The organism is Streptomyces sp. NPDC058240 (genome assembly GCF_042882135.1).
Classification (GTDB): Bacteria; Actinomycetota; Actinomycetes; order Streptomycetales; family Streptomycetaceae; genus Streptomyces.
Map to the genome: position 1 here is coordinate 265687 of NZ_JBHVWT010000003.1, position 24624 is coordinate 290310.

Here is a 24624-nt window from a genome sequence, read left to right on the forward strand (position 1 = left end):
CGTCCATGGGCGCCGCGGCCGACTGCTTGCGCCGTATCGTTGTGTGAGTACGCCGCAGACATCACCGTTCGATGCAGTCCGATGCAGAGAGGCGCCGAGCAATGGTGCAGATCAAGACCCCCGAGCAGATCGCGAAGATGCGTGAGGCGGGGCTGGTGGTCGCTGCCATTCACGCGGCCACCCGCGAGGCGGCGGTGCCCGGCGCCACCACGTTCGACCTGGACCAGGTCGCCCGCAAGGTGATCGCCGATCACGGTGCGAAGTCGAACTTCCTCGGGTACGGCGGGTTCCCCGCGACCATCTGCACCTCGGTCAACGAGGTCGTCGTCCACGGCATCCCGGACGACAAGACCGTCCTCAAGGACGGCGACATCATCTCCATCGACGCCGGCGCGATCGTCGACGGCTGGCACGGCGACGCCGCGTACACGGCCTTCGTCGGCACCGGTCACGCTCCGGAGCTGGTCGAGCTCTCCCGGGTGACCGAGGAGTCCATGTGGGCCGGTATCGCCGCGATGAAGGTGAACAACCGCCTGGTCGACATCTCGAAGGCGATCGAGTCCTACATCCGCCGCCAGCCCCGCCCCGCCACCGGTAAGTACGGGATCATCGAGGACTACGGCGGCCACGGCATCGGCACCGAGATGCACATGGACCCGCACTTGCTGAACTATGTCGCCCGCAAGCGCGGCAAGGGCATCAAGCTCGTCCCCGGCGTCTGCCTGGCCATCGAGCCGATGGTTTCGCTCGGTACGGCGCAGACCGAGGTGCTCCAGGACGACTGGACCGTCATCACCACGGACGGCACCTGGTCCTCCCACTGGGAGCACTCGATCGCCCTCACCGAGCAGGGCCCCCTGGTCCTGACCGCCCCCGACTGCGGCAAGGAGAAGCTGGCGCAGTACGGCATCGAGGCGGCTCCCGACCCGCTGGGCTGAGCGCGCACCGCCGGGCGGAGCCCGATGGGGGATTTGGCCCGCTTGTGGAGGTCTAAGGATCTCCTCGGGTGGGCAAACTTGACGGATTCGTCTTTTGGGGTCCGCTGACGTAGACTGACTCGTCGGCTGTCGTGCATCAGTGTGTCCGCATGCGATGCCGAAAGTCGATCAAGGTAGCCGATTCGAAAGGCGAAGCGTGGCCAAGAAGCAAGGTGCCATCGAAATTGAGGGCACCGTGATCGAGTCCCTCCCGAACGCCATGTTCAAGGTGGAACTCCAGAACGGTCACAAGGTCCTCGCGCACATCAGCGGCAAGATGCGGATGCACTACATCCGAATCCTTCCGGATGACCGGGTCGTCGTGGAGCTCTCCCCGTACGACCTGACGCGTGGCCGGATCGTCTACCGCTACAAGTAGATCTTGCCTCCACCCCGCTTCCGCGTGGTGACGGCACTGACCCGGAGAACCTGACATCCCATGAAGGTCAAGCCGAGCGTCAAGAAGATCTGCGACAAGTGCAAGGTGATCCGCCGTCACGGTCGGGTCATGGTCATCTGCGACAACCTGCGCCACAAGCAGCGCCAGGGCTGACGCACGACCCCCTGCATCTCGCAGTACTTCGCGCGACGCACGTAAAACGTACATACGCAGAGTCCGTCCAAGCTTCGGCTGACGACACCTCCGGCGGGGGCCGGGGACCCGGGCGTACCACCTCTCGTCACGAGCGGTCGGCGATCGGGAGCGGCACTGCGGAAGACCCCCGAATTAACAACTGGAGCCATTGAATGGCACGCGTTTCAGGTGTTGACATCCCGCGCGAAAAGCGCGTGGAGGTTGCCCTCACCTACGTCTTCGGTATCGGGCGCACCCGGTCCAAGGAGATCCTCGCCACCACCGGCGTGAACCCGAACACCCGCGTTCGTGACCTGGCCGAAGAGGACCTGGTCAAGATCCGCGAGTACGTGGACGCCAACCTCCGCACCGAGGGTGACCTTCGCCGCGAGATCCAGGGCGACATCCGCCGCAAGATCGAGATCGGCTGCTACCAGGGCATCCGCCACCGTCGTGGTCTGCCGGTCCACGGCCAGCGCACCAGCACGAACGCTCGTACCCGCAAGGGCCCGCGTCGCGCGATCGCCGGCAAGAAGAAGCCGGGCAAGAAGTAGTCCTCAGCGGACGCACTGCGGGCGTCCGGGCCACCGGTCATCCGCAGCAACCAGCGGTCTTCGCTGTAGGACCGATCACCTCCCCTCTCCATCTGGAGTCAAGACATGCCCCCCAAGGGTCGTCAGGGCGCAGCCAAGAAGGTGCGTCGCAAGGAAAAGAAGAACGTCGCTCACGGCCACGCGCACATCAAGAGCACGTTCAACAACACCATCGTCTCGATCACGGACCCCTCGGGCAACGTGATCTCCTGGGCCTCCGCCGGCCACGTCGGCTTCAAGGGCTCGCGCAAGTCCACCCCCTTCGCCGCGCAGATGGCCGCCGAGTCGGCCGCCCGCCGCGCGCAGGAGCACGGCATGCGCAAGGTTGACGTCTTCGTCAAGGGTCCGGGCTCCGGCCGCGAGACCGCGATCCGTTCGCTCCAGGCCACCGGCCTGGAGGTCGGTTCGATCCAGGACGTCACCCCCACTCCGCACAACGGATGCCGGCCGCCCAAGCGTCGCCGCGTCTGATTCCGTCTGAAGCAACGGAGACAACTGGAAAATGGCGCGATACACCGGGGCCGACTGCAAGCGTTGCCGTCGGGAGAAGCAGAAGCTGTTCCTCAAGGGCAGCAAGTGCGAGAGCGCGAAGTGCCCGATCGAGATCCGTCCTTACCCCCCGGGTGAGCACGGACGCGGGCGCACCAAGGAGAGCGAGTACCTTCTTCAGCTTCGTGAGAAGCAGAAGTGCTCGCGTATCTACGGTGTTCTTGAACGACAGTTCGTGAACTACTACAAGGAAGCGAACCAGAAGACCGGCAAGACCGGTGAGAACCTTCTGCGCATCCTTGAGACCCGCCTCGACAACGTGGTCTACCGGGCAGGCTTCGCCAAGTCCCGCGACCACGCCCGTCAGCTGGTGCGTCACGGACACATCGCCGTGAACGGCGCGAAGACCGACATTCCGTCGGCCCGCGTCGCCGTGAACGACGTCATCGAGGTTCGTCAGAAGTCCAAGGCCCTGACCCCCTTCCAGGTGGCCCAGGCCGAGGCCGGCGAGCGCACCGTACCGGCGTGGCTCGAATCCGTGCCGTCGACGATGCGGATCCTCGTGCACTCCCTGCCCGAGCGCCAGGTGATCGACACCCAGGTGCAGGAGCAGTTGATCGTCGAGCTCTACTCCAAGTAGTAGCTCGTGGGTCCGGGCGGTACGGCTCTTCGGGGTCGTGCCGCCCGTACCCTTGTCGGTATCTGGGGGCGTCAAATAGTGGGCGCCCACGACTGAAGGAACGCAACATGCTTATCGCTCAGCGTCCGTCGCTGACCGAAGAGGTCGTTGACGAGTTCCGCTCCCGGTTCGTCATCGAGCCGCTGGAGCCGGGCTTCGGCTACACCCTCGGCAACTCTCTTCGCCGCACGCTCCTCTCCTCGATCCCCGGCGCTGCTGTCACCAGCATCCGGATCGACGGTGTCCTGCACGAGTTCACCACCGTGCCGGGCGTCAAGGAGGACGTCACCGACCTCATCCTCAACATCAAGCAGCTGGTCGTCTCCTCGGAGCACGACGAGCCGGTCGTGATGTACCTGCGCAAGCAGGGTCCCGGCCTGGTCACCGCTGCTGACATCGCCCCGCCGGCCGGTGTCGAGGTCCACAACCCGGACCTGGTCCTGGCCACGCTCAACGGCAAGGGCAAGCTGGAGATGGAGCTGACCGTCGAGCGCGGTCGCGGCTACGTCTCCGCCGTCCAGAACAAGCAGGTGGGCCAGGAGATCGGCCGTATCCCGGTCGACTCCATCTACTCGCCGGTGCTCAAGGTCACGTACAAGGTCGAGGCGACCCGTGTCGAGCAGCGCACCGACTTCGACAAGCTGATCGTCGACGTCGAGACCAAGCAGGCCATGCGTCCCCGTGACGCCATGGCTTCGGCCGGTAAGACCCTGGTCGAGCTGTTCGGCCTGGCGCGCGAGCTCAACATCGACGCCGAGGGCATCGACATGGGCCCGTCCCCGACGGACGCCGCGCTCGCCGCCGATCTGGCACTGCCGATCGAGGAGCTTGAGCTCACGGTCCGTTCGTACAACTGCCTCAAGCGCGAGGGCATCCACTCCGTGGGTGAGCTCGTGGCTCGTTCCGAGGCCGACCTGCTCGACATCCGCAACTTCGGTGCGAAGTCGATCGACGAGGTCAAGGCGAAGCTGGCCGGTATGGGCCTCGCGCTGAAGGACTCGCCTCCCGGCTTCGACCCGACCGCCGCCGCCGACGCCTTTGGCGCCGACGACGACGCGGACGCCGGTTTCGTGGAGACCGAGCAGTACTGATTCGCCTCCGGCCGGGGTGCCCGGGTTTCCTGGGCGCCCCGGACCGGGGTGAGGCTTTGTCCTCGATCGCCGGACGGGCTTGATTTTCGGGCTGAGGCCCGATGTCGGGTGCGTGCGGCAGACGGAGACTTCCGTGTGGCGTCCGCCGCGCGGGAACTGACACCGGTACCTGATACGGCCGGTGCAGCACACAAGGAGAAAAACCATGCCTCAGCCCGCCAAGGGTGCCCGTCTGGGCGGCAGCGCTGCGCACGAGAAGCTTCTTCTCAACAACCTCGCGAAGTCGCTGTTCGAGCACGGCCGCATCACCACGACCGAGGCCAAGGCCCGTCGCCTGCGTCCGGTCGCCGAGCGTTTCATCACCAAGGCGAAGAAGGGCGACATCCACAACCGTCGCCTGGTGCTGCAGTCGATCACGGACAAGGGCGTCGTGCACACGCTCTTCACCGAGATCGCCCCGCGGTACGAGAACCGCCCCGGTGGTTACACCCGCATCACCAAGATCGGCAACCGTCGTGGCGACAACGCCCCGATGGCGGTCATCGAGCTGGTCGAGGCGCTGACCGTGGCCCAGCAGGCCACCGGTGAGGCCGAGGCCGCCACGAAGCGTGCGGTCAAGGAAGACGCCCTCAAGAAGGACGAGGCTCCGGCCGAGGCCGTCGAGGACGCCAAGCCGGCCGACGACGCCGAGTCCAAGGACGCCTGAGCGTTCTGAGACCACTGGACGGGCCCGCATCACCCTTCGGGGCGGTGCGGGCCCGTTCCGTATGTACCTGCGAGTAGCTGCGGAAAAGGACCCTTGGGTGAGTGACGAAGTGGAGCCCGGCTTCGTACGGGTGCGGCTGGACCTGGCGTACGACGGCAAGGACTTCTCGGGCTGGGCGAAGCAGACCTCCAGGCGGACCGTCCAGGGGGAGATCGAGGACGCGCTGCGGACCGTGACGCGGTCCTCGCGGACGTACGACCTGACCGTCGCCGGGCGGACCGATGCCGGGGTGCACGCCCGGGGCCAGGTCGCGCATGTGGATCTGCCGGACGAGGTGTGGGCCGAGCACGCGGACAAGCTGCTGCGGCGGATGGCCGGGCGGATGGCGCCCGATGTACGGATCTGGCGGATCGCGCCGGCGCCCGCCGGTTTCAACGCGCGGTTCTCGGCGCTGTGGCGTCGGTACGCCTACCGCGTCTGCGATCGTCCCGGCGGGGTGGATCCGCTGTTGCGCGGTCATGTGCTGTGGCACGACCGGCCGTTGGACGTGGCCGCCATGAACGAGGCGGCGGCCCGGATGGTCGGGGAGCACGACTTCGCCGCGTACTGCAAGAAGCGCGAGGGCGCGACGACCATCCGTACGCTGCAGAAGCTGAGTTGGGTACGGGACGGGGCGACCGGGATCCTGACGGCGACCGTGCAGGCGGACGCGTTCTGCCACAACATGGTCCGCGCGCTGATCGGCGCGGCGCTCTTCGTCGGGGACGGGCGCCGTCCGGCCGAGTGGCCGGCCCAGGTGCTGGCGGCCCGGGTGCGGGACCCCGGGGTGCACGTGGTGCGTCCGCACGGGCTGACGCTGGAGGAAGTGGCGTACCCGGCCGACGAGTTGCTGGCCGCCCGCGCCGTGGAGGCGCGCAATGTGCGCACGCTCCCCGGGGGCGGTTGCTGCTGAGGCGTCTACTCCCGGGCCGCCGCCGCGGCGGTGTGTGCCCGCCGTTGGCGCCAGGCGCGCCTCAGCCCGGCCGCCGTGAACAGGGCCGCGAGCGTGTGCGCCGTCGCGAGGGACGGAGTGATGTCGGGGGCCGCCCAGCCGTGCACGGCGGCCGCGGTGAACAGCAGCAGGCTCAGCACGCGCAGCAGCCACCAGCGCGGCCGGCGGGGCTCGTACGCGTCCGGGGACGCCGGGTGCTCGCCGTCCTGGGTGGTCATCGTGGAACGCATGCCGGCCAGCAGGCCCCGCCGGGTGAGCACCCGGGCGCCCGGCAGGGTGTCCAGGACGTCCGGGCGGTCACCGAAGCCCGGTGGGAGCGGGGGCAGGGCCAGGGCCGCCAGGAGGTCCGACTGGTGGCGGGGCGGGTTGCCGGTGGAGCGGAGTATGTGCGTCAGCGGGCGGGGGTCCGGGAGGGCGAAGGCGCGGGCCAGGGCCTCGGCCGTGGCGGTGACCGCGGCGTGGTCGGGGGCCGGGGACGTGGCGTTCCACTCGTGGGCGGCCAGCGGCCTGCCCTTGAGGAACAGCGTGAGCCCGCAGCGCTCGGGAGTGCGGCGCAGGACCAGCGTGGGCCACTTCTCGCCGGTGGTGAAGTTGTCGGCCGCCGTGGTCAGCGGGTCCTCCGTGGACAGGATCGAGCGCTTGGCGGGGCGTGCCCCGGCGACGGCCTCGACGTAGGTGTGCCTGTCGGTCGCGGGGGCGGTGCGGAGCGAGACGCCGCACATCAGCGCCGCCTGCGCCACCTCCGCCGGGCGGGCCACCGCTATCGCCACCGCGCAGGGGGCGCCGGGGGCGGGGGCCGGCGCGGTGCGGGGCTGCGGGGGGCGGCCGAAGAAGGGTGTCAGGGACGCCAGTTGGATACGGGTGCCGGAACGGGTTTCGAGGAACTCCTGGCGCGGGTCGTCGCCGAAGTACGCCCAGGGGAATTCGGTGGCGTGGGTGCCGATGCTGCGGAAGGCGTCGAGCGCTTCGTCCCAGCGCTCCGTGCGCAGCAGCATCAGGGCCAGGCAGTTGCGGAAGCCGGCCGCCTCCTGGCTGCCCGGTCCGTACGCCTCCGAGAGGTCCAGGGCGCGGGTGACCGCGGCTGCGACGCGGGGCGCGTACGGGTCGGGGCCGGGCGGTGCGCCGGGGGACCGAACCACGTACTCCAGCGCCGCGAACAGGGGCAGCGCGTGCAGCTTCGAGCCGGGCGGGGCCGTGTCGGCCGCGCGCTCGGCGAAGTCGAACATCTCCGTGTGCGAGCCGTGCCACTTCGCGCAGAGGTAGGTGAGGGCGGCGGTGTGGCATCCGTAGTGGTGCGGGTCGCGGGCCAGGGCCTGCGCCCAGTAGCCGTCGAAGACTTCGCGGGGGGCCTGGCTGCCCAGCGCGTGGGTCAGGGCGATGCGCCAGGGCACGGGGTCGGCGGGGTTGAGTTCAGCCGCTCTGCCGATCACCGGTGCGGCGTCATCCAGCAGTGCGAAGAAGGCCCGGAACCGGTCGCGCGAGACCTGCCCGGCGCTTTCCGTGGAACGCATTTCCCACGCCTGGTGGATGCCGAGATCCGCCCTGACCAGGGCCGCGTCCGGGTCCTCGGGGTGTTCGGCCTGCCAGACGTCCAGCCAGCCGGGGTTGTGCAGGGCGGCCCCGGCGAGCCGTGCCGCGTAGCCGTCCCTCAGCTCCCACTGCCTGTGCTCGCGGGTCCCGGCGAGCAGTTCCCGGGCGGGGCCGTGGTCGCCGTCGGCGGCCGAGGCCAGGGCGGCCCGGAGCGCGGGGTCCGGCGCGTCGACGGACACGGCTTCGTCCGGCGGCAGATCGGCGCCGATGGCCGCGCTGTGGCGCAGCACGCGGGGAAGGGCGAGGAGGAACGGAAGGCGCACGGATCCCCGGTACCCGTCAGCCGGTCTGCGCGGTGGCCGCGGCCGAGGCCTGGAGCTCGCCGCGGTGGCGGATCTGACGGAACGTGAAGTTCGTCAGGTCGTCACCGGTGGCGTAGGCGTTCTTGTCGGCCGTGGTGACGTTCTTGCCGTTGGTGTACCCGCTGATGGCGAAGTAGGCGTAACGGCCGTAGGAGTTGGCGGTACGGCGGCAGACCGATCCGGGCGGGCAGAAGGCCAGCACGCCCGCGCCGCTCAGCGTGGCGATGCTGCCGCTCGCCTGCCGGGCCGCCTTCTTCGCCTGTGCTTCCGTCCGGAAGACCGCGAGGCCGACGGTGACGGCGACGCCGTCCTTGCTGTACGTGGCCCGGACGACCTGGTCGCAGCCGTTGTTCACGAGGATCGAGCCGAGGGCGCCCTTCGTGGTCGCGGCGCAGTTCTTCGTCTGCTGGGTCGCGCCCTTGACGTAGACCCGGTTGCCCATCGTCAGCTTCTTGCCGGGGAAGAACGCGTCGACGGTGATCGGCGCCCGGTCCTTCTTCGCGTCGGAGATGTAGTCCTTCGGGTCCGGCGGGGGCGGCGGGGCCACCGAGGAGAAGGACGGCTCGGGCTCGGCGGTGTCGTTCGGCAGATCGCTCGGCGAGGGCAGCTCGCTCGCGTTCTTGCCGGAGTTGTTGCTGTTGTTCTTGTTGGTCGAGATGACCGCCGTGGCCACGATCGCGCCGATCGCCGCGGTGGCGAGCACGCCGCCGCCGATCAGCAGCCACCTCTTGCGGCGGTTGCGCGCGGCGGACTCGTCGGCCAGCGCTGCCCAGTCCGGAGTCTGTGTGCCCCCGGGCCCCCAGGAGGGCTCCCCTTGCCCAAAGCTCATGCGGCGAATCCTAGAGGAGACGTAAACCGGTTGGGCCAGGGCTTCGCGGGCCGTGACAATGCTGTGCATGGGACATCTTGAAGCGGGCCACCTGGAGTACTACCTACCGGACGGGCGGGTGCTGCTCGGCGATGCTTCGTTCCGGGTGGCGGACGGGGCCGTGGTCGCCCTCGTGGGGGCCAACGGCGCCGGAAAGACGACGCTGCTCAGGCTGCTCGCCGGGGACCTCCAGCCGCACGGCGGTTCCGTCTCGGTGAGCGGCGGGCTCGGGGTGATGCAGCAGTTCGTGGGCTCCGTGCGCGACGAGCGCACGGTCCGGGACCTGCTCGTCTCCGTGTCCCAGCCGCGTATCCGGGAGGCGGCCCTGGCGGTCGACCGGGCCGAGGAGCTGATCCTCACCGTCGACGACGAGGCCGCGCAGATGAAGTACGCGCAGGCCCTGAGCGACTGGGCGGAGGCCCGCGGGTACGAGGCCGAGACCGTCTGGGACATGTGCACCACGGCCGCGCTCGGCGTCCCGTACGAGAAGGCGCAATGGCGCGAGGTGCGCACGCTGTCCGGCGGTGAGCAGAAGCGCCTGGTGCTGGAGGCGCTGCTGCGCGGTCCCGACGAGGTGCTGCTGCTCGACGAGCCGGACAACTATCTCGACGTGCCCGGCAAGCGGTGGCTGGAGGAGAAGCTCAAGGAGACCCGTAAGACGGTCCTCTTCGTCTCCCACGACCGCGAGCTGCTGTCCAGGGCCGCCGAGAAGATCGTCAGTGTGGAGCCGAGCCCGGCCGGCAGCGACGTGTGGGTGCACGGCGCCGGCTTCGACACGTACCACCAGGCCCGCAAGGACCGGTTCGCCCGGTTCGAGGAGCTGCTGCGGCGCTGGGAGGAGGAGCACGCCCGGCTGAAGGCGCTGGTCCACCGGCTGCGGCAGCAGGCGGCGATCAGCCCCGACATGGCGTCCCGCTACCGGGCGATGCAGACCCGCTTCAAGAAGTTCGAGGACGCGGGCCCGCCGCCGGAGCCGCCGCGCGAGCAGGACATCAAGATGCGGCTGCGCGGCGGCCGGACCGGGGTACGGGCGGTGACCTGCAAGAACCTTGAGCTGACCGGGCTGATGAAGCCGTTCGACCTGGAGATCTTCTACGGGGAACGGGTCGCCGTCCTCGGCTCGAACGGATCGGGGAAGTCGCACTTCCTGCGGCTCCTCGCGGGCGAGCAGGTCGCGCACACGGGGGAGTGGAAGCTCGGTGCACGCGTCGCACCCGGACACTTCGCGCAGACCCACGCCCATCCGGAGCTGCTGGGCAAGACGCTGGTCGAGATCCTGTGGACGGAGCACGCCAAGGACCGGGGCGGCGCCATGTCCGTACTGCGCCGCTACGAGCTGGAACGGCAGGGCGACCAGCCCTTCGAGAAGCTGTCCGGCGGGCAGCAGGCGCGGTTCCAGATCCTGCTCCTGGAGCTGGCCGGCACGACCGCGCTGCTGCTGGACGAGCCGACGGACAACCTGGACCTGGAGTCGGCGGAGGCGCTGCAGGACGGTCTGGAGGCGTACGAGGGGACCGTGATGGCCGTCACGCACGACCGGTGGTTCGCGAAGTCCTTCGACCGCTATCTGGTGTTCGGCTCGGACGGCGTCGTACGCGAGACGGCGGAGCCGGTGTGGGACGAGCGCAGGGTGGAACGGGCGCGGTAGCGCGCGGCGGCCGACGCGGTGGGAAGGCGCCCCGGAACCCCGACAGGGCCGGGATTCCGGGGCTGTTTTGACCCGTGCGGGGGAGCGACGGTATTCTTCTGGTTTGTTATGCGTATTGGCTTGGTCGTTCTCACGCGAGGGGCCCTTACGCCGGTCCACCGGGCCGATGACCAGCGGCAGGCACTCGGGTTGCGTCCCCGCAGCGCCGCCAAGGCTGGTGTGATCGTCCGGGTGGCCTTGTCAGGACTCACTCACTGAAGAAGCGAAGGCTACGACCGTGCGTACGTACAGCCCCAAGCCCGGCGATGTGACGCGCCAGTGGCACATCATTGACGCGCAGGACATCGTCCTGGGTCGTCTGGCCACCACGGCTGCGAACCTCCTCCGCGGCAAGCACAAGGCGATCTACGCCCCCCACATGGACATGGGCGACTTCGTCATCATCATCAACGCCGAGAAGGTTCACCTCTCCGGCAACAAGAAGACCCAGAAGATGGCGTACCGCCACTCCGGGTTCCCGGGTGGTCTGCGCTCCGTCCGTTACGACGAGCTGCTCGCCAAGAGCCCCGAGAAGGCCGTCGAGAAGGCCATCAAGGGCATGATCCCCAAGAACAGCCTGGGCCGTCAGATGCTCTCGAAGCTCAAGGTCTACGCGGGCGACCAGCACCCGCACGCTGCTCAGCAGCCGGTCCCGTTCGAGATCACCCAGGTCGCGCAGTAGTTCCGGCCTCCCCCTAAGACCAAAAGAAAGATCTGAGGAGAATCGTGGCCGAGACCACTGTTGAGAACCCCGTCGAGGGCACCGAGGGCGAAGAGGTCTTCGCCGAGGTGACCACCTTCGAGTCCGAGGTTCCCGTCGAGGGCGAGTACACCAGCGAGTCGCTGGCCTCCCGCTTCGGCGACCCGCAGCCCGCCGCCGGCCTTGGCCGCCGGAAGAACGCCATCGCCCGCGTCCGGATCGTTCCGGGCACCGGCAAGTGGAAGATCAACGGTCGCACCCTTGAGGACTACTTCCCCAACAAGGTGCACCAGCAGGAAGTCAACGAGCCCTTCAAGGTGCTCGAGCTCGACAACCGCTACGACGTCATCGCCCGCATCTCGGGTGGCGGCGTCTCGGGTCAGGCCGGCGCCCTGCGTCTCGGCGTGGCCCGTGCGCTGAACGAGGCGGACGTGGACAACAACCGCGCCCCGCTGAAGAAGGCCGGCTTCCTTTCCCGTGACGACCGTGCGGTCGAGCGCAAGAAGGCCGGTCTCAAGAAGGCCCGCAAGGCCCCGCAGTACAGCAAGCGCTAATCCGCCTGCTCATCTGCTTTACACGTTCGCCCCGGCGGCACACCTCGTGCTGCCGGGGCGTTCGTTTATCGGCACCCTCGGGCGTATAACGGCATAAGACGTTCATAGGCTTGTTGTGCTGCTTTGGTTGATTTGGTTTTGCGGTTTCGGAGCATCTTCGGAGGACACCAGTGGGACGACTCTTCGGCACGGACGGTGTGCGCGGTGTCGCCAATGCGGATCTGACGGCCGAGCTGGCGCTCGGTCTCTCGGTCGCTGCGGCGCATGTTCTCGCCGAGGGGAGCACCCTCGACGGGATCCGGCCGACAGCCGTGGTGGGCCGTGACCCACGCGCCTCCGGAGAGTTCCTGGAGGCCGCCGTCGTGGCCGGGCTCGCCAGCGCCGGCGTGGACGTCCTGCGCGTCGGTGTGCTGCCCACCCCGGCGGTGGCGTACCTCACCGGCGCGCTGGGCGCCGACCTCGGTGTGATGCTCTCCGCGAGCCACAACTCCATGCCGGACAACGGTGTCAAGTTCATCGCCCGCGGCGGTCACAAGCTCTCCGACGAGCTGGAGGACCGGATCGAGTCGATCTACCAGCAGCACCGCACCGGTGAGCCGTGGGAGCGCCCGACCGGTGCCGGTGTGGGACGCGTCACCGAGTACGCGGAGGGCTTCGACCGTTACGTGGCCCACCTCGTCGCGGTCCTGCCGAACCGGCTCGACGGGCTGAAGGTCGTGCTCGACGAGGCGCACGGCGCGGCTGCCCGGGTCTCGCCCGAGGCCTTCGCGCGGGCCGGTGCCGAGGTCGTCACGATCGGTGCCGACCCGAACGGCCTGAACATCAACGACGGCTGCGGCTCCACCCATCTGGAGCCGTTGAAGGCCGCCGTCGTGGAGCACGGCGCCCACTTCGGCATCGCGCACGACGGCGACGCGGACCGCTGCCTGGCCGTGGACGCCACGGGCGAGGAGGTCGACGGCGACCAGATCCTGGCCGTCCTCGCCCTCGCCATGCGCGAGGCCGGACAGCTGCGAAAGGACACCGTGGTCGGCACCGTCATGTCCAACCTCGGCTTCAAGATCGCGATGGAGCGGGAGGGCATCCAGCTCGTCCAGACCGCCGTCGGCGACCGCTACGTACTGGAGTCGATGAAGGCCGAGGGCTATGCGCTGGGCGGCGAGCAGTCCGGCCATGTCATCGTCCTGGACCACGCCACGACCGGTGACGGCACGTTGACCGGCCTGCTGCTCGCGGCCCGGGTCGCCGCCACCGGCCGTACGCTCGCCGATCTGGCCGGGGTCATGCAGCGGCTGCCGCAGCTGCTGATCAACGTCCGCGATGTCGACAAGTCCCGGGTCGCGACCTCCCCCGAGGTCGCCGAGGCCGTGGCCGAGGCCGAGCGCGAGCTGGGCTCCACCGGACGTGTGCTGCTGCGCCAGTCGGGTACGGAGCCGCTGGTGCGGGTCATGGTCGAGGCGGCCGACATCGAGCAGGCGCGGGCGATCGCCGAGCGGCTGGCCGATGTGGTGAAGTCCGCGCTGGGATAGGACGGGCGCGCACGCGCCGTCCGGTGGGCGGCGGTGCGGGTCGCCGCGCCCCGTCCGGTCCACCGGACCGAAGCACTCCACCCGGGGACGGCCGGGTGGGCGCCGCCGTCACCGGGCTCTCAGGCGCTCCGGTCGGCCGGGCCTCAGCAGGTCCTGACCCGGTGGGGTTCCGGGGCCGGTGCGGTCGCGTGGTCCTGCGGGTGGCCGCCCGCGGTGGGCCGTGGGCGGACCGGCCACCAGAGGCTCCGGCCGAGGAGCGCGGCGAGGGCGGGGACCAGCACCAGCGAGAGGACGAGCGCGGAGAGCATGATGCCGAGCGTCATCGCGAAGGCGATCTGCTCGTTTCCCGGCGTCGCGGCGAGCGTGGCGAAGGAACCGGCCAGCACCAGCCCGGCCGTCGCGATGGCCGGCGTCGTGTGCCGTACCGCGCGGGCCACCGCGGCGCGGGCCGGGCCCGGTCGCCGCATCTCCTCCCGGATCCGGTCGGTGATCAGGATGTTGTAGTCGGTGCCCAGTGCCACGACGAACAGGAACAGCACCAGGGGCAGGGTGAAGTCGACGCCCGGCCTGCCTAGGGCGTGCTGGAACAACAGGGTGGCGGCGCCGAGAGTGGCGGCGAAGCCGAGCCCGACGGAGAGCATCAGGACCACCGGTGCGAGCAGGCTGCGCAGGAGCAGCAGGAGGATCAGTGCGATCAGCGCGGCCGCGACCGGGAACACGATCTTCAGGTCGTGGTCGACGGCGGTCGCGACGTCGGCGAAGATCGCCGCCGTCCCGCCCACGTGTGCCGTCGTCCCGGCGGGTGTGTGCCGGGCGACCGCGGCCCGGATCGGTCCGGAGGCCAGGTCGCGGGCCTGTGCGCTCTGCGGGTCGGCGGTCGGGTAGAGGTCGATCCGGGCGGCACGGCGGTCCTTGCTCAGGACGGTCGGTGCGACCTTGCCCACGCCGTGGACCCGGGTGAGTGCCCGGGAGAGGCCGCCCAGCCGGTCGGTGGTGAGGGTGCCGCCGTCCTTGGCGGTGGCGAAGACGCTCGTCGGGTCCGACACCCCGGCCGGCAGTGTGCGGGAGATCTCGGCCGCGGTGCTCGCGGCGGGGGTCGCGTCGTCGGAGCCGCCCCGGCCGTAGTCCATGCGGATGCCGGTCAACCCGGCGGCCAGCGCGGCGAGCAGGGCGACGGAGGCCGTCAGCATCGTCAGCGGCCGTCGCGTGACCAGCGTGCCGAGGCGCGCGGCACGTCCTTCGCCCGGCTTGTGGCGAAGGGTTCGGGAGGGCCAGAACATCTTGCGCCCGGCGGCCGCGAGCAGCGCCGGCAGCAGGGTGAGGCTGCCGAGCAGCATCACCAGGACCGCGACGGCGATGGCGGGGCCCAGCGAGCGGAACTGCCCGAAGGTCGCCAGGCCCAGCGTGGCGAACGCGGCCACGATGGTCAGCGCCGCCGAGGTGATCGCGGTGCCCACCCGGCCCGAGACCTCCTCGGCCGCCTCGCGGGCGGACTGCTCGGGCCGGTCGCGCAGTTGCTCGCGGAAGCGGAACAGCAGGAACAGCAGGTAGTCGATGCCGATGCCGAGCAGGACCACGTTGATCAGCCCTGGGGTGCTCGCGTCGAGCTTGCGCCCGGTGAGCAGCGCCGCGCCCGCCACGGTTCCCGCCGCCACGAAGCCGATCATGGCGACCGCGAGCAGCGGCAGCAGGGCCGCCAGCACACTGCGGAACACCAGCACGTTGAGCAGGATGATGAGCGCCGTGACGAGGGCGCCCCCGACCTTCGCAGCGGTTTCGTGGGCGTCGGTGGTGTCGACGGTGTCGGCGAGACTCCCGGTGAAACCGGTGCGCATCCCCGCCTCGGAGAACTGCGTCCGGGCGGCGTCCCGGAAGGTCCGGTAGACGCCCTGGACCCCCTTGTCCGCAGGATTCCCCATCAGCTGGACGGAGAGCAGTTCGAAGCTCCGGTCGGGTGCAGTCATCGACGGGGCGATCCTGGGCGTCTGGGAGCGGTCCGGGACCAGGAACCGAGGCATGTCGTCCTCCCTGGGCATGATCACCCGGTGCCGGCCCAGCTTCGCCGCCTCGGCCTCGACCCGCTTCTGGTCGGCGGCGCCGAGGGCCCTGCCGTCGGACCGGGCGACCAGCACGGTCACCGTGGTGGCGTCGGGGTTCACGCCGAACTGTTCTTCGGCGATCCGGAGCGCGGCGGCCGAGTCGTAGGAGCGGGGCAGGAAGTCCCCGGTCCGGTGCTGGGTGACACGGCCGATCAGGGTCGGGATCAGGGCGCTCATCACGACCCCCAGCACCGCCCAGAGGGCGATGACCTTCCATGGGTGTCTGGTGGAATATCCGGTCAGGGCGCGGATCACGAGGTCCTCCGGCGGACGAACTTGAATGCGGACGGCTGCCGGGGGCTCCCGGCCGGTCTCCAGACCATCACCGCGAGGGGCCGCGGGGCGTCGTGGCAGCGGATGATCCGGACCGGGGCCCTGGGTCCCTCCCCGGACCGCGACCAGGACCCTGGTCCCGGTCCTGGTCAAGGGCTCGGGAGTGCTACCGCCGGTGCTGTGCAACCCTGTCCCCGGGGGCCGGGAAGCCGGGAGGCCGAGATGCCGGACACAAAGGGGAACGGACATGCCCAGGAGCCGACACATCGCGCCCGACGATTCCCGGACGCCGTTGCGCGTCGACGACGCCGAGCCGCCGTGGACCCGTAACGACGCGCTCGTGACCGGCGGGGCCTGCGTGATGAACCTGCTCAGCTACGTGTTCTTCAACGACCCCGACGGCCGGCATGACGTGAGCGTGGCCGGGTTCCTCCTCGTCGCCCTGGCGGCCATGCCGCTGCTCGCCCGGCGCAGCCACCCGGTGGCGGCGCTCGCCGCCGTACTGGCACTCGACGCGACGGCCGCCCTGACCGTCCCGCTGCCCAGCCACTTCGGCGCCGTCCTGGTGGTGGCCCTGTACACGGTCGCCAGGGCCTGCTCCGGCCGGGTGACGGCAGTCGCGGCTGTCGCGACGATGTCGCTGACGCTGCTGAGCCAGAGCAACGGCCGGATTCCACCCTGGCAGGAGGCGGTCACCCCGCCGCTCTCCACCTTGATCGTCGTCGGCACCGCCATGGCGGTCAACCGCTGGCAGCGGGAGGTGGCGGCCAACCGCAGACTCCTCGCCGACCGAGCGGTGGCCGACGAACGGCGCCGCATCGCAAGGGAGTTGCACGACATCGTGGCCCACCACATCACCACCATGCAGCTGATGGCCGGCGGAGCCAGGGCCAACCTCGCCCGACCTGAGGTGGTCCTGGACGCCCTGGTCACCCTGGAGTCCTCCGGGCGGCTCGCGCTGCGCGAGATGCGCCAGCTCCTCGACGTGCTGCGGGCCGGTGACGAACCGGAGTCCGCGCCGTCGCTGCCCCAGCCCGGTGTCGAGGACCTCGACCGCCTGGTGGCCGAGTCCCGCCTTGCCGGACTGCCCACCGAGTTCGGCGTCCAGGGGCCGCGGCGTCCGCTGCCGCCGACCGTCGGCCTCACGGTGTTCAGGATCGCCCAGGAGGCCCTCACCAACACCCGCAAGTACGCGGGGGACGCCCGCGCGTCCGTACAGCTGACGTACCACCAGGAGTGGATCACCGTCGAGGTGCGGGACGACGGCGGGGGCGCACCGCCGCGGGAGGGGGTGTCGGTGGGTTCGGGCGGTTACGGCCTCATCGGCATGCGCGAGCGCGTCGCCCTGCACGGCGGCACCCTGACCGTCGGCCCGCAGGCCGATGGGGGGTTCGCCGTGGTGGCCGACCTGCCGCTGAGCGCGGACGAGGCGGCCGAGGCGGCCGTCCAGCACGAAGGAGCACACCGATGAGCGGGACCGGGCCGACGCCGCGGACGATCAGGGTGCTGATCGCGGACGACCAGCCGCTGGTTCGGCGAGGTCTGTCGCTGATCCTCTCCCCCGACCCGTCCTTCGAGGTGGTGGGCGAGGCCGAGGACGGCGCGCAGGCCGTCGTCCTCGCCCGCCGGCTGCGCCCCGACGTCGTGGTGATGGACATCCGGATGCCGGTCCTCGACGGGGTCGGCGCGACCGGGGAACTCGTCGCCACCGTGCCCGGCTGCCGGGTCCTGGCCCTCAGCACCTTCGACCTCGACGAGTACGTGGTGGGCGCGCTGCGCGCCGGGGCCTACGGGTTCCTGCCCAAGGACAGCTCCCCGGAGGACCTGAGCGCGGCGATCCGCACCGTCCACGCGGGCGAGGCCGTCGTCGCGCCGCGCCTGCTCACCCGGCTGATCTCCACCCACGTACGGGCACCCCGCGATGCGCGGCCGGTCCCCGCCGGCCCGACCGGCCCGGGTGAACTCACCCCCCGCGAGGTCGAGGTGTGGCGCCTGATGGCCACCGGCCTCGACAACACCGAGATCTCCCGCGCCCTGGACATCAGCCTCTCCACGGTCAAGAACTACATCACCAGCATCTTCGGCAAGCTCGCCGTCCGCGACCGCGCCCAGGCGGTCATCGCGGCCTACGAATCGGGCCTGGTCACTGCCCGCGCGGACTGACGCCGCGCCCCGCCGCACTCTGCGCGGACTGATCGCGGGACGGGTTCGTGACGAGGGCCGTCCGGCGGCGGTGTGCCGCCCACAGGGCCTTCTGGACCAGCAGGGTCAGCGTCCCCGCGACCACGATCCCGCCGAGGTTCGCCAGCAGCTGGGTGGTGGAGCCCGACATCTGGTGGTAGTCGCTGTAGCTGAACGCCACCGCCGCGTTGGCCGCGGCCGGCACGGTCGTCACCGAGATGGCGACCCCGATCAGCGCCCCGGACTTCGCCGAGGTGAGGGAGAGCGTTCCGGCGATCCCGGCCAGGAAGGCCACCACGAACGACATCGCGTCGGGCTTCCAGATGAACGCGGTGTTCGGACGGTCGGCCTCGATCATCGAGCGGGTGAACAGCCCGAAGGCGTCCATCAGCCAGGCGAACCCGGCCGTCAGCACCATCGCGAGGGCGAAGCCGCCGATCAGCGCGTACAAGGAACGCAGCGCCAGTCGCGGAGCACGCTGCACCAGGGCGGTGGAAATCCCGGCCAGCGGCCCGAACTCCGGGCCGACCGCCATCGCGCCCACGATCAGGATCGCGTTGTCGAGCATCACACCGCAGGCGGCGAGCATCGTCGCGACGGTGAGGAACGCCACGTACGTGACGCTGAACGTCGACTCCTCGTGGGTCGCCTCCGTCAGCTCCTCCCACAGCACCGCGTCCGCGCCCTCGCCCGGCGCGGCCTCCTCGGCCCTGTCGGCGTGGGCGGAGAGCGTCAGGTCCATGTTCTCGACGGTGATCGAACCGGACTTGTCGATGCCGAGCCGGCGCAGCGCGGAGATCAGCTCGTCACCCGCCTCACGGGCCACATCGCACAGCACCATGTCACCCGCCGGGTTGCGGGCGGCCCCGGCCATCACGACGAGATGCGTCGTACCGAGGGTGCTGTCCAGCAGGTGCAGCACCTCGTCCGTACGGTCGGTGGGGACGATCAGGCGCAGATGCAGCACGTGGCCACTCCCGGGAGGCTCGCGGACTCAGAGTTTACGCAGGGACAGCCGCTGGACCTTGTGGTCCGGGCCCTTGCGCAGCACCAGGGTGGCACGGCTCCGGGTGGGCGCGACATTCTCCACCAGGTTGGGCTTGTTGATGGTCCGCCACATCGTCGCCGCGTACTCCATGGCCTCCTCCTCGGAGACCTGGGTGTACTTGCGGAAGTACGAGAACGGGTTCTGGAACGCGGTCGCGCGCAGTTTCCGGAACCGGTTGAGATACCAGCTCTCGATGTCCTCGGTGCGCGCGTCCACGTACACGCTGAAGTCGAAGTAGTCGGCGAGACCGACCCTGGTCCGGCCGTCCTTGCCGGGCATCGCGGGCTGCAGCACGTTCAGCCCCTCGACGATCAGGATGTCGGGGCGGCGTACGGTGAGCCGCTCGTCCGGCACGATGTCGTAGATCAGGTGCGAGTAGACGGGCGCCGTCACCTCGTCCTTGCCCGCCTTGATGTCGGCGACGAAACGGGTCAGGGCGCGCCGGTCGTACGACTCGGGGAACCCCTTGCGCGACATCAGGCCGCGGGCCTGGAGCTCCTTCATCGGCAGCAGGAACCCGTCCGTGGTCACCAGCTCCACGCGCGGATGCTCGGGCCAACGGGCCAGCAGCGCCTGGAGGATGCGCGCGGTGGTGGACTTGCCGACCGCGACACTGCCCGCGACGCCTATGACGAACGGGGTGCCGCGCTGCTCGCCGTGGCCGTTCCCCGCGTCCCCGAGGAAGGTGTTCAAGGCACCGCGCAGACCCGAGGTGGCCTGGACGTAGAGGTTGAGGAGCCGGGAGAGCGGCAGGTAGACGTCGCGTACCTCGTCGAGGTCGATGACGTCCCCGAGCCCGCGCAGCTGCTCGACCTCGTCGGCGGTCAGCGGCAGCGGCGTCTTGTCGCGCAGCGCGCTCCACTCGGCGCGGGACAGATCGACGTACGGCGTCGCCGCGTGCTCGGCGCGTCGGTGGGTGCTCCGTGGCGGCGAAGTGATCACGGGTTCATTGTTGCGGGAGTTTGAACGGAGTGGGGGGTGGGCTCGGTCACGTCGCTTTCCTGAGCACACAGAGGTCACGGCGCGCGGGTCTCCGTGAATCCGGGGCGGCAGGCCCCGATCCGCCGCACGGTGATCGTCCGGCGTCGGAGGGGGACGGCGAAGAGCCCGCTCCGGCGCCATGGCACACAGGCTCGTGGCGTCGGAGCAGGCTCGTGGCGCCCTCGGCCGGGTTCTCTCAGACCCCGACCTTCGCCGTCAGCTCCTGCCGGGCCCGGGCCGCGGCGCCGACCGGCACCGCGTCGGAGGCCAGGGCTGCCTTGACCAGCCGGACCGGGTGGCCGCTGACCGGCGGGTCGGCGGCCAGTGACGTCAGGATGAGGGGTTCCAGCAGGGGCCAGGCGCGGCTGACCCCGCCACCGACCACCACCGTGGTGATGTCCACGACGCCCGCCGTCATCACGATCGCCTGGGCGATCCCGGCACCGGCGGCCCGGTACACCGCGAGGGCGTCCTGGTCACCGCGGCCGACGGCCTGTGCGACCTCGCGGGCGGTCAGCCGGCGGCCGGTGCGGTCCGCGTAACGGGCGCCGATGGAACGACCGGAGGCCAGGGTCTCCAGATGTCCCCGGCCGCCGCACGAGCAGAGCAGATCACCGAAGCCGGGAATGTGCCCGATCTCGCCGGCCGCGCCGTGCGGCCCGGCGAACAGCGCGCCGCCGGTCCACAGCGCGCCGCCGACCCCGGTGCCCAGCGTCATCCCGAGGACGTCCGACTCGCCGCGCACGGCGCCGCCGGACACCTCCCCGTAGAGGAAGGCGTTGACGTCGTTGTCCAGGAACGCCGGGACGCCCAGCGCCTCCTCGACGGCGTCCGTCACCGCGAAACCGGCCCAGCCGGCGAAGGAGTCGCTGGCCACCAGGATGCGGCCGGTGGCGGAGTCCACCACGCCGGCCGCGCCGACCCCGCAACCGGCGAGCCGGCCGGGGGCGCGCTCCAGCAGCGGGGCCAGCGCGCCCAGGGCCGCGCCGATCATGGCCCGGCCGCCGTCGGCCGCCGGGGTCGCCACCTCCGCGCGGTCCAGCACGGTGAGGTCCTCGGCGCAGACCACCACCTGGGTCGTGGTGCCGCCGATGTCCACTCCGGCGAAGAGCGTACGGTCACGGAAGCTCATACCTGCGCCTCCGTCCGGCCGGCCGCCAGGGTGGCCAGACGTTCGGCTCTGCGACCGCGCTGGATCACCGGGTCGGGCACCGGCACGGCGGCCAGCAACCGGCGGGTGTAGTCGGTCTCCGGGTGCAGCAGGGTTGCCCCGGTGGGGCCCTGCTCCTCGATCCGGCCGGCCCGCATCACCACGACGCGCTGCGCGAAGTGCTGTACGACGGCCAGGTCGTGGGAGACGAAAAGACAGGCGAAGCCCAGCTCGTGCTGGAGCTCGGAGATCACTTCGAGCACCGCCTCCTGCACGCTCACGTCGAGCGCGCTGGTGGGCTCGTCAGCCACCAGCAGCCGGGGCTCCAGGACCAGGGCGCGGGCCAGGCTGACCCGCTGGCGCTGACCGCCGGACAGCTCCCGAGGTGCGCGCCGGGTGAGTTCACGCGGCAGCCGGACCCGGTCGAGGACGTCGGCGACCTTGCTCTGGCGGTCCTTTGCGGAGAGCTCGCGGCGGTGCACCCTGAGCGGCTCGGCGACGCATTCGCCGACCGTCATCCGGGCGTCCAGTGAGGCCACCGGGTCCTGGAGGACCACGCCGATACCGGCCCGCAGCGCCCGGCGGGCCCGGGAACGGGTGCGGCCCAGGTCGGTGCCGAACAGCGAGACGGTGCCGGAACTCGGCGGGATCAGACCGAGCGCGACCCGGGACGCGGTGGACTTGCCGGAGCCCGACTCGCCCACCAGGCCCAGGGTCTCTCCGGCGTGTACGGCGAGCGAGACCCCGTCCAGGGCGCGCACGGCGCCCTTGCCACGGCCGAACACCACGGAGATGTCGGTGAGTTCGACCACCGGGTCGGTGTCCGGGCGGGCGGCGGCAGCCGGCGCGGCCGGCCGGCCCTCCTCGGCGACCGACAGCCGGGGCACCGCGGCCAGCAGCCGCTCGGTGTACTCGTGGGACGGGCGGAGCAGTACGTCCTCGACCGGTCCGGTCTCCACGATCTCGCCGTGGTACATCACGGCGACCCGGTCGGCGAAGTCCGCGACCACGCCCATGTTGTGGGTGACCAGCAGGACGCCGGTGCCGGTCTCGACGGCGAGCCGGCGCAGCAGGTCGAGGATCTCGGCCTGCACCGTGACGTCCAGCGCGGTGGTCGGCTCGTCGGCGATCAGCAGGGCCGGTTCGTTGGCGATGGCCATGGCGATGACCACCCGCTGGCGCTGTCCGCCGGAGAGCTGGAAGGGGTAGGCGGTGGCCCGCCTCTCCGGCTCCGGGATGCCGACCTTGCGGAGGAGTTCGACGGCTTCGGCGGCGGCCTCCTTGGCGGACACCTTGCGGTGGTTGCGGATCACCTCGGCGATCTGCCTGCCGATCCGGGTCAGCGGGTCGAGCGCGGTGGCCGGTTCCTGGAACACCATGGAGACGGTCCGGCCGCGCAGCGCCGCCAGATCGGCCTCGCGGGCACCGACCACCTGGTGGCCGGCGATGGTGGCGCTGCCGGTGGCACGGGCGTTGCCGGCCAGCAGGCCCATCGCGGCCAGCGCGATGGTGGACTTGCCGGAACCCGACTCGCCGACCAGGGCGAGCGTCTCGCCGGGGCGGACGTGCAGGGAGACACCCCGGACGGCCGGCACCTCGCCGGTCTCGGTGGTGAAGACGACACCGAGGTCGTCGAGTTCGAGAATGGGCCCGGCCTGCGGGGCGGCGGAGCCCTGGGTGGCGGTCATCCGCGTCCCCTCACATCGAATGCGTCGCGGAGTCCGTCCCCGATCGCGTTGAACGCCCACACCACCAGGATGATGGCCAGGCCCGGCGGCAGGATGAGCCACCAGTAGCCGGAGTAGGCGGCGGTGAGTCCGGCCGAGAGCATGCCGCCCCAGTCGGTGGCCGGCGGCTGGACGCCTAGACCCAGGTAGGAGACGTAGGCGACCAGCAGGATGGCGTCGGCGATCTGGAAGGTGGCCGCGACGATGATGGTCGAGACCGAGTTCGGCAGGATGTGCCGGGTGATCGCCCGGGCGTGCGTCCCGCCGATGGCCCGCAGGGTCAGGACGTAGTCGCGGTTTTTCAGGGAGAGCGTCTCGGCCCTGATCAGCCGGGACGGCACCAGCCAGGAGACGAAGCCCAGGATGACGATCAGTCCGGTCAGGCCCGGGGTGGTGATGGCGGAAACCACCAGCAGGATGAAGAGCGCCGGGATGGCGATCCCCGCGTCCACGATCCGCATCATGACCGCGTCGACCCAGCCGCCCGCGTAGCCGGCGACGGCGCCCCACAGGGTGCCGATCACGGTGGCCAGGATGCCTGCGGCGAGACCGACGATCAGCGACACCTTGCCGCCGTACATCAGCCGGCCCAGCTCGTCGTGGCCGACCGCGTCGGTGCCGAGCCAGTGCGAGCCGCTGGGGGCGAGGTTGACCTGCTGGAGCATCGTGTGGGTCTGGTCGGTGGAGTACACCAGCGGACCGACGAAGCAGAGCAGGAAGAAGAGGACCACGACGCCGAGCCCGACCACGGCGAGCCGGTTGCGCAGGAAGCGCCGGACGGCGAGCCGGGAGCCGGACGCCGTGGCGGCGGCGGTGGCCGTGCCGGGCGCCTGGCCCGGCTGGATGACGGCGCTCATGCCCGGCCTGCCTTCACTCGGGGGTCGATGATCCGCTGGACGATGTCGGCGAGCAGCGTGCCGACCACCGTGGCGGCCGCGATGACCAGCACGCAGCCCAGCAGCACCGGGTAGTCGGAGGACTGCGCGGCGGTCCAGAAGAGCAGCCCCATACCGGGGTAGTTGAAGAGCTGCTCGACCACCAGGGCGCCGCCGAACAGCACCGGCACGTAGTAGCCGAGCATGGCGACCACCGGCGTCAGCGAGTTGCGGAACACATGCCGCCACAGGATGGCGCGGGAGCGGGAACCGCCGGCCCGCGCCGTCCTGACGTAGTCCTCGGAGAGGTTCTCCAGGGTGGCCGCCCGCATGTAGCGGCTGAACACCGCGATCATCGAGGCGGCACCGGCGACGACCGGCAGCACCAGCGCCTGCGGTTCGGAGAACACCTGGGCGAGCGTGTCCCCCTGCGGGGCCTGGGACGGGAACCAAGGCAGCGCCTGGCTGAACACCAGCACCAGGATCAGCCCGAGGAAGTACACGGGCGTGGAGTAGGCGATGAAGCTCAGCGTGGTGATGACGTAGTCGACCGGCTTGTTGCGCCGGACGGCCTGCCACATGCCCAGCGGGATGGCCAGCACGAGGCCGACGATCGCCGACAGGGCGGTGAGGAGCAGGGTCTTGGCCAGCCGCTCGGTGATGAGCTGGGAGACCGGCTCATTGAGGGTGTACGAGGTTCCGAGGTCGCCGTGCAGCAGCTGGTTCAGGTAGTAGAAGTACTGCACGGGAAGTGGCTTGTCGAGGCCCTGCTCGTGGTTGAAGGACGCGATCTGCTGCGCCGTGGCCTGCGGACCGAGGATCCCGCGAGCGGGACCCCCGGGCAGGGCGTGCAGCAGGCCGAAGACCACGATCGTCACGATGACGATCACCACGACGGCTTGGAGGACTCGCCTGATCAGGTACGAGGAAGTGCTCATGTGTTTTCCGGTCGCTTCGGCT

At 70.5% G+C, this 24624-nt stretch carries 24 protein-coding genes; 15 read left to right on the forward strand and 9 right to left on the reverse strand.

All coding sequences use genetic code 11. From position 1 onward, the window contains the following. The first annotated feature begins 101 nt into the window (after positions 1-101). The 9 genes from map (at position 102) to truA (ending at position 6061) form a co-directional block, all read left to right on the forward strand. The gene (map, locus tag ACFVX4_RS09065) at positions 102-938 is read left to right on the forward strand and encodes a type I methionyl aminopeptidase (RefSeq protein ID WP_389973508.1); all 837 of its coding nucleotides are present in this window, start codon (positions 102-104) and stop codon (positions 936-938) included. Between the two features lie 196 nt (positions 939-1134). After that, complete coding sequence (infA, locus tag ACFVX4_RS09070) at positions 1135-1356, forward strand: translation initiation factor IF-1 (protein ID WP_003956442.1); 222 nt, start codon at positions 1135-1137, stop codon at positions 1354-1356. A 60-nt stretch (positions 1357-1416) separates the two neighbouring features. Further along, positions 1417-1530: a 50S ribosomal protein L36 gene (rpmJ, locus tag ACFVX4_RS09075; protein WP_003956441.1), complete on the forward strand. Its 114-nt coding sequence runs from the start codon at positions 1417-1419 to the stop codon at positions 1528-1530. Positions 1531-1724: 194 nt separating this feature from the next. After that, positions 1725-2105: a 30S ribosomal protein S13 gene (gene rpsM, locus ACFVX4_RS09080; RefSeq protein WP_014047799.1), complete on the forward strand. Its 381-nt coding sequence runs from the start codon at positions 1725-1727 to the stop codon at positions 2103-2105. 105 nt (positions 2106-2210) lie between these two features. Continuing rightward, positions 2211-2615, forward strand: a complete 405-nt coding sequence (gene rpsK / locus ACFVX4_RS09085; protein WP_003956432.1) for a 30S ribosomal protein S11 — start codon at positions 2211-2213, stop codon at positions 2613-2615. Between the two features lie 31 nt (positions 2616-2646). Further along, positions 2647-3273 (forward strand): 30S ribosomal protein S4, encoded by a 627-nt coding sequence (rpsD, locus tag ACFVX4_RS09090; RefSeq protein ID WP_389973511.1) that lies wholly within the window; start codon positions 2647-2649, stop codon positions 3271-3273. A gap of 107 nt (positions 3274-3380) precedes the next feature. Continuing rightward, complete coding sequence (locus ACFVX4_RS09095; RefSeq protein ID WP_003966937.1) at positions 3381-4403, forward strand: DNA-directed RNA polymerase subunit alpha; 1023 nt, start codon at positions 3381-3383, stop codon at positions 4401-4403. Positions 4404-4608: 205 nt separating this feature from the next. Then, positions 4609-5109: a 50S ribosomal protein L17 gene (gene rplQ / locus ACFVX4_RS09100; RefSeq protein ID WP_124716932.1), complete on the forward strand. Its 501-nt coding sequence runs from the start codon at positions 4609-4611 to the stop codon at positions 5107-5109. Between the two features lie 97 nt (positions 5110-5206). Further along, positions 5207-6061 carry a tRNA pseudouridine(38-40) synthase TruA gene (gene truA / locus ACFVX4_RS09105; RefSeq protein ID WP_389973514.1) on the forward strand — a complete coding sequence of 285 codons (855 nt, stop codon included), beginning with the start codon at positions 5207-5209 and terminating at the stop codon, positions 6059-6061. A gap of 5 nt (positions 6062-6066) precedes the next feature. Here the strand turns inward: truA and ACFVX4_RS09110 are convergent, their stop codons facing one another. After that, positions 6067-7953 carry a hypothetical protein gene (locus tag ACFVX4_RS09110; protein ID WP_389973517.1) on the reverse strand — a complete coding sequence of 629 codons (1887 nt, stop codon included), beginning with the start codon at positions 7951-7953 and terminating at the stop codon, positions 6067-6069. A gap of 16 nt (positions 7954-7969) precedes the next feature. Then, positions 7970-8821: a hypothetical protein gene (locus ACFVX4_RS09115; RefSeq protein WP_389973520.1), complete on the reverse strand. Its 852-nt coding sequence runs from the start codon at positions 8819-8821 to the stop codon at positions 7970-7972. Positions 8822-8879: 58 nt separating this feature from the next. Between ACFVX4_RS09115 and ACFVX4_RS09120 the strand changes: the two genes are divergently transcribed. From ACFVX4_RS09120 to glmM, 4 genes are all read left to right on the forward strand, one after another. Beyond that, positions 8880-10508, forward strand: a complete 1629-nt coding sequence (locus tag ACFVX4_RS09120) for an ABC-F family ATP-binding cassette domain-containing protein (protein WP_389974005.1) — start codon at positions 8880-8882, stop codon at positions 10506-10508. A gap of 277 nt (positions 10509-10785) precedes the next feature. Further along, positions 10786-11229, forward strand: coding sequence for a 50S ribosomal protein L13 (gene rplM, locus ACFVX4_RS09125; protein WP_072486702.1), 444 nt, complete (start codon positions 10786-10788; stop codon positions 11227-11229). A gap of 44 nt (positions 11230-11273) precedes the next feature. Next, a complete protein-coding gene (gene rpsI / locus ACFVX4_RS09130; protein WP_030914197.1) occupies positions 11274-11801 on the forward strand; it encodes a 30S ribosomal protein S9 in 528 nt (175 codons plus the stop codon). A 170-nt stretch (positions 11802-11971) separates the two neighbouring features. Further along, positions 11972-13330, forward strand: a complete 1359-nt coding sequence (glmM, locus tag ACFVX4_RS09135; RefSeq protein WP_389973524.1) for a phosphoglucosamine mutase — start codon at positions 11972-11974, stop codon at positions 13328-13330. Between the two features lie 143 nt (positions 13331-13473). Here the strand turns inward: glmM and ACFVX4_RS09140 are convergent, their stop codons facing one another. Next, positions 13474-15684 (reverse strand): MMPL family transporter, encoded by a 2211-nt coding sequence (locus ACFVX4_RS09140; RefSeq protein ID WP_389973527.1) that lies wholly within the window; start codon positions 15682-15684, stop codon positions 13474-13476. A 265-nt stretch (positions 15685-15949) separates the two neighbouring features. On the opposite strand from ACFVX4_RS09140, the gene ACFVX4_RS09145 reads away from it, so the two are divergent. Together ACFVX4_RS09145 and ACFVX4_RS09150 are read left to right on the forward strand one after the other, a co-directional pair. After that, entirely contained in the window at positions 15950-17173 is a 1224-nt protein-coding gene (locus ACFVX4_RS09145; protein ID WP_389973530.1) for a sensor histidine kinase, read from the forward strand. After that, a complete protein-coding gene (locus ACFVX4_RS09150; RefSeq protein ID WP_389973533.1) occupies positions 17170-17865 on the forward strand; it encodes a response regulator in 696 nt (231 codons plus the stop codon). The genes ACFVX4_RS09145 and ACFVX4_RS09150 overlap by 4 nt, the downstream gene beginning before the upstream one ends. On the opposite strand, the gene ACFVX4_RS09155 is transcribed toward ACFVX4_RS09150, so the two are convergent. From ACFVX4_RS09155 to ACFVX4_RS09180, 6 genes are all read right to left on the reverse strand, one after another. Further along, positions 17846-18850 (reverse strand): DUF389 domain-containing protein, encoded by a 1005-nt coding sequence (locus ACFVX4_RS09155; RefSeq protein ID WP_389973536.1) that lies wholly within the window; start codon positions 18848-18850, stop codon positions 17846-17848. The genes ACFVX4_RS09150 and ACFVX4_RS09155 overlap by 20 nt on opposite strands. 27 nt (positions 18851-18877) lie before the next feature. Continuing rightward, positions 18878-19873, reverse strand: coding sequence for a type I pantothenate kinase (gene coaA / locus ACFVX4_RS09160; RefSeq protein ID WP_389973539.1), 996 nt, complete (start codon positions 19871-19873; stop codon positions 18878-18880). 235 nt (positions 19874-20108) lie between these two features. Beyond that, positions 20109-21044 (reverse strand): ROK family protein, encoded by a 936-nt coding sequence (locus ACFVX4_RS09165; RefSeq protein WP_389973542.1) that lies wholly within the window; start codon positions 21042-21044, stop codon positions 20109-20111. Beyond that, positions 21041-22750 carry a dipeptide ABC transporter ATP-binding protein gene (locus tag ACFVX4_RS09170; protein WP_389973544.1) on the reverse strand — a complete coding sequence of 570 codons (1710 nt, stop codon included), beginning with the start codon at positions 22748-22750 and terminating at the stop codon, positions 21041-21043. The genes ACFVX4_RS09165 and ACFVX4_RS09170 overlap by 4 nt, the downstream gene beginning before the upstream one ends. Beyond that, a complete protein-coding gene (locus ACFVX4_RS09175) occupies positions 22747-23646 on the reverse strand; it encodes an ABC transporter permease (protein WP_389973547.1) in 900 nt (299 codons plus the stop codon). Before ACFVX4_RS09175 ends, ACFVX4_RS09170 begins: the two co-directional genes overlap by 4 nt. Beyond that, entirely contained in the window at positions 23643-24602 is a 960-nt protein-coding gene (locus ACFVX4_RS09180; protein ID WP_093897706.1) for an ABC transporter permease, read from the reverse strand. Before ACFVX4_RS09180 ends, ACFVX4_RS09175 begins: the two co-directional genes overlap by 4 nt. Positions 24603-24624: the final 22 nt, after the last annotated feature.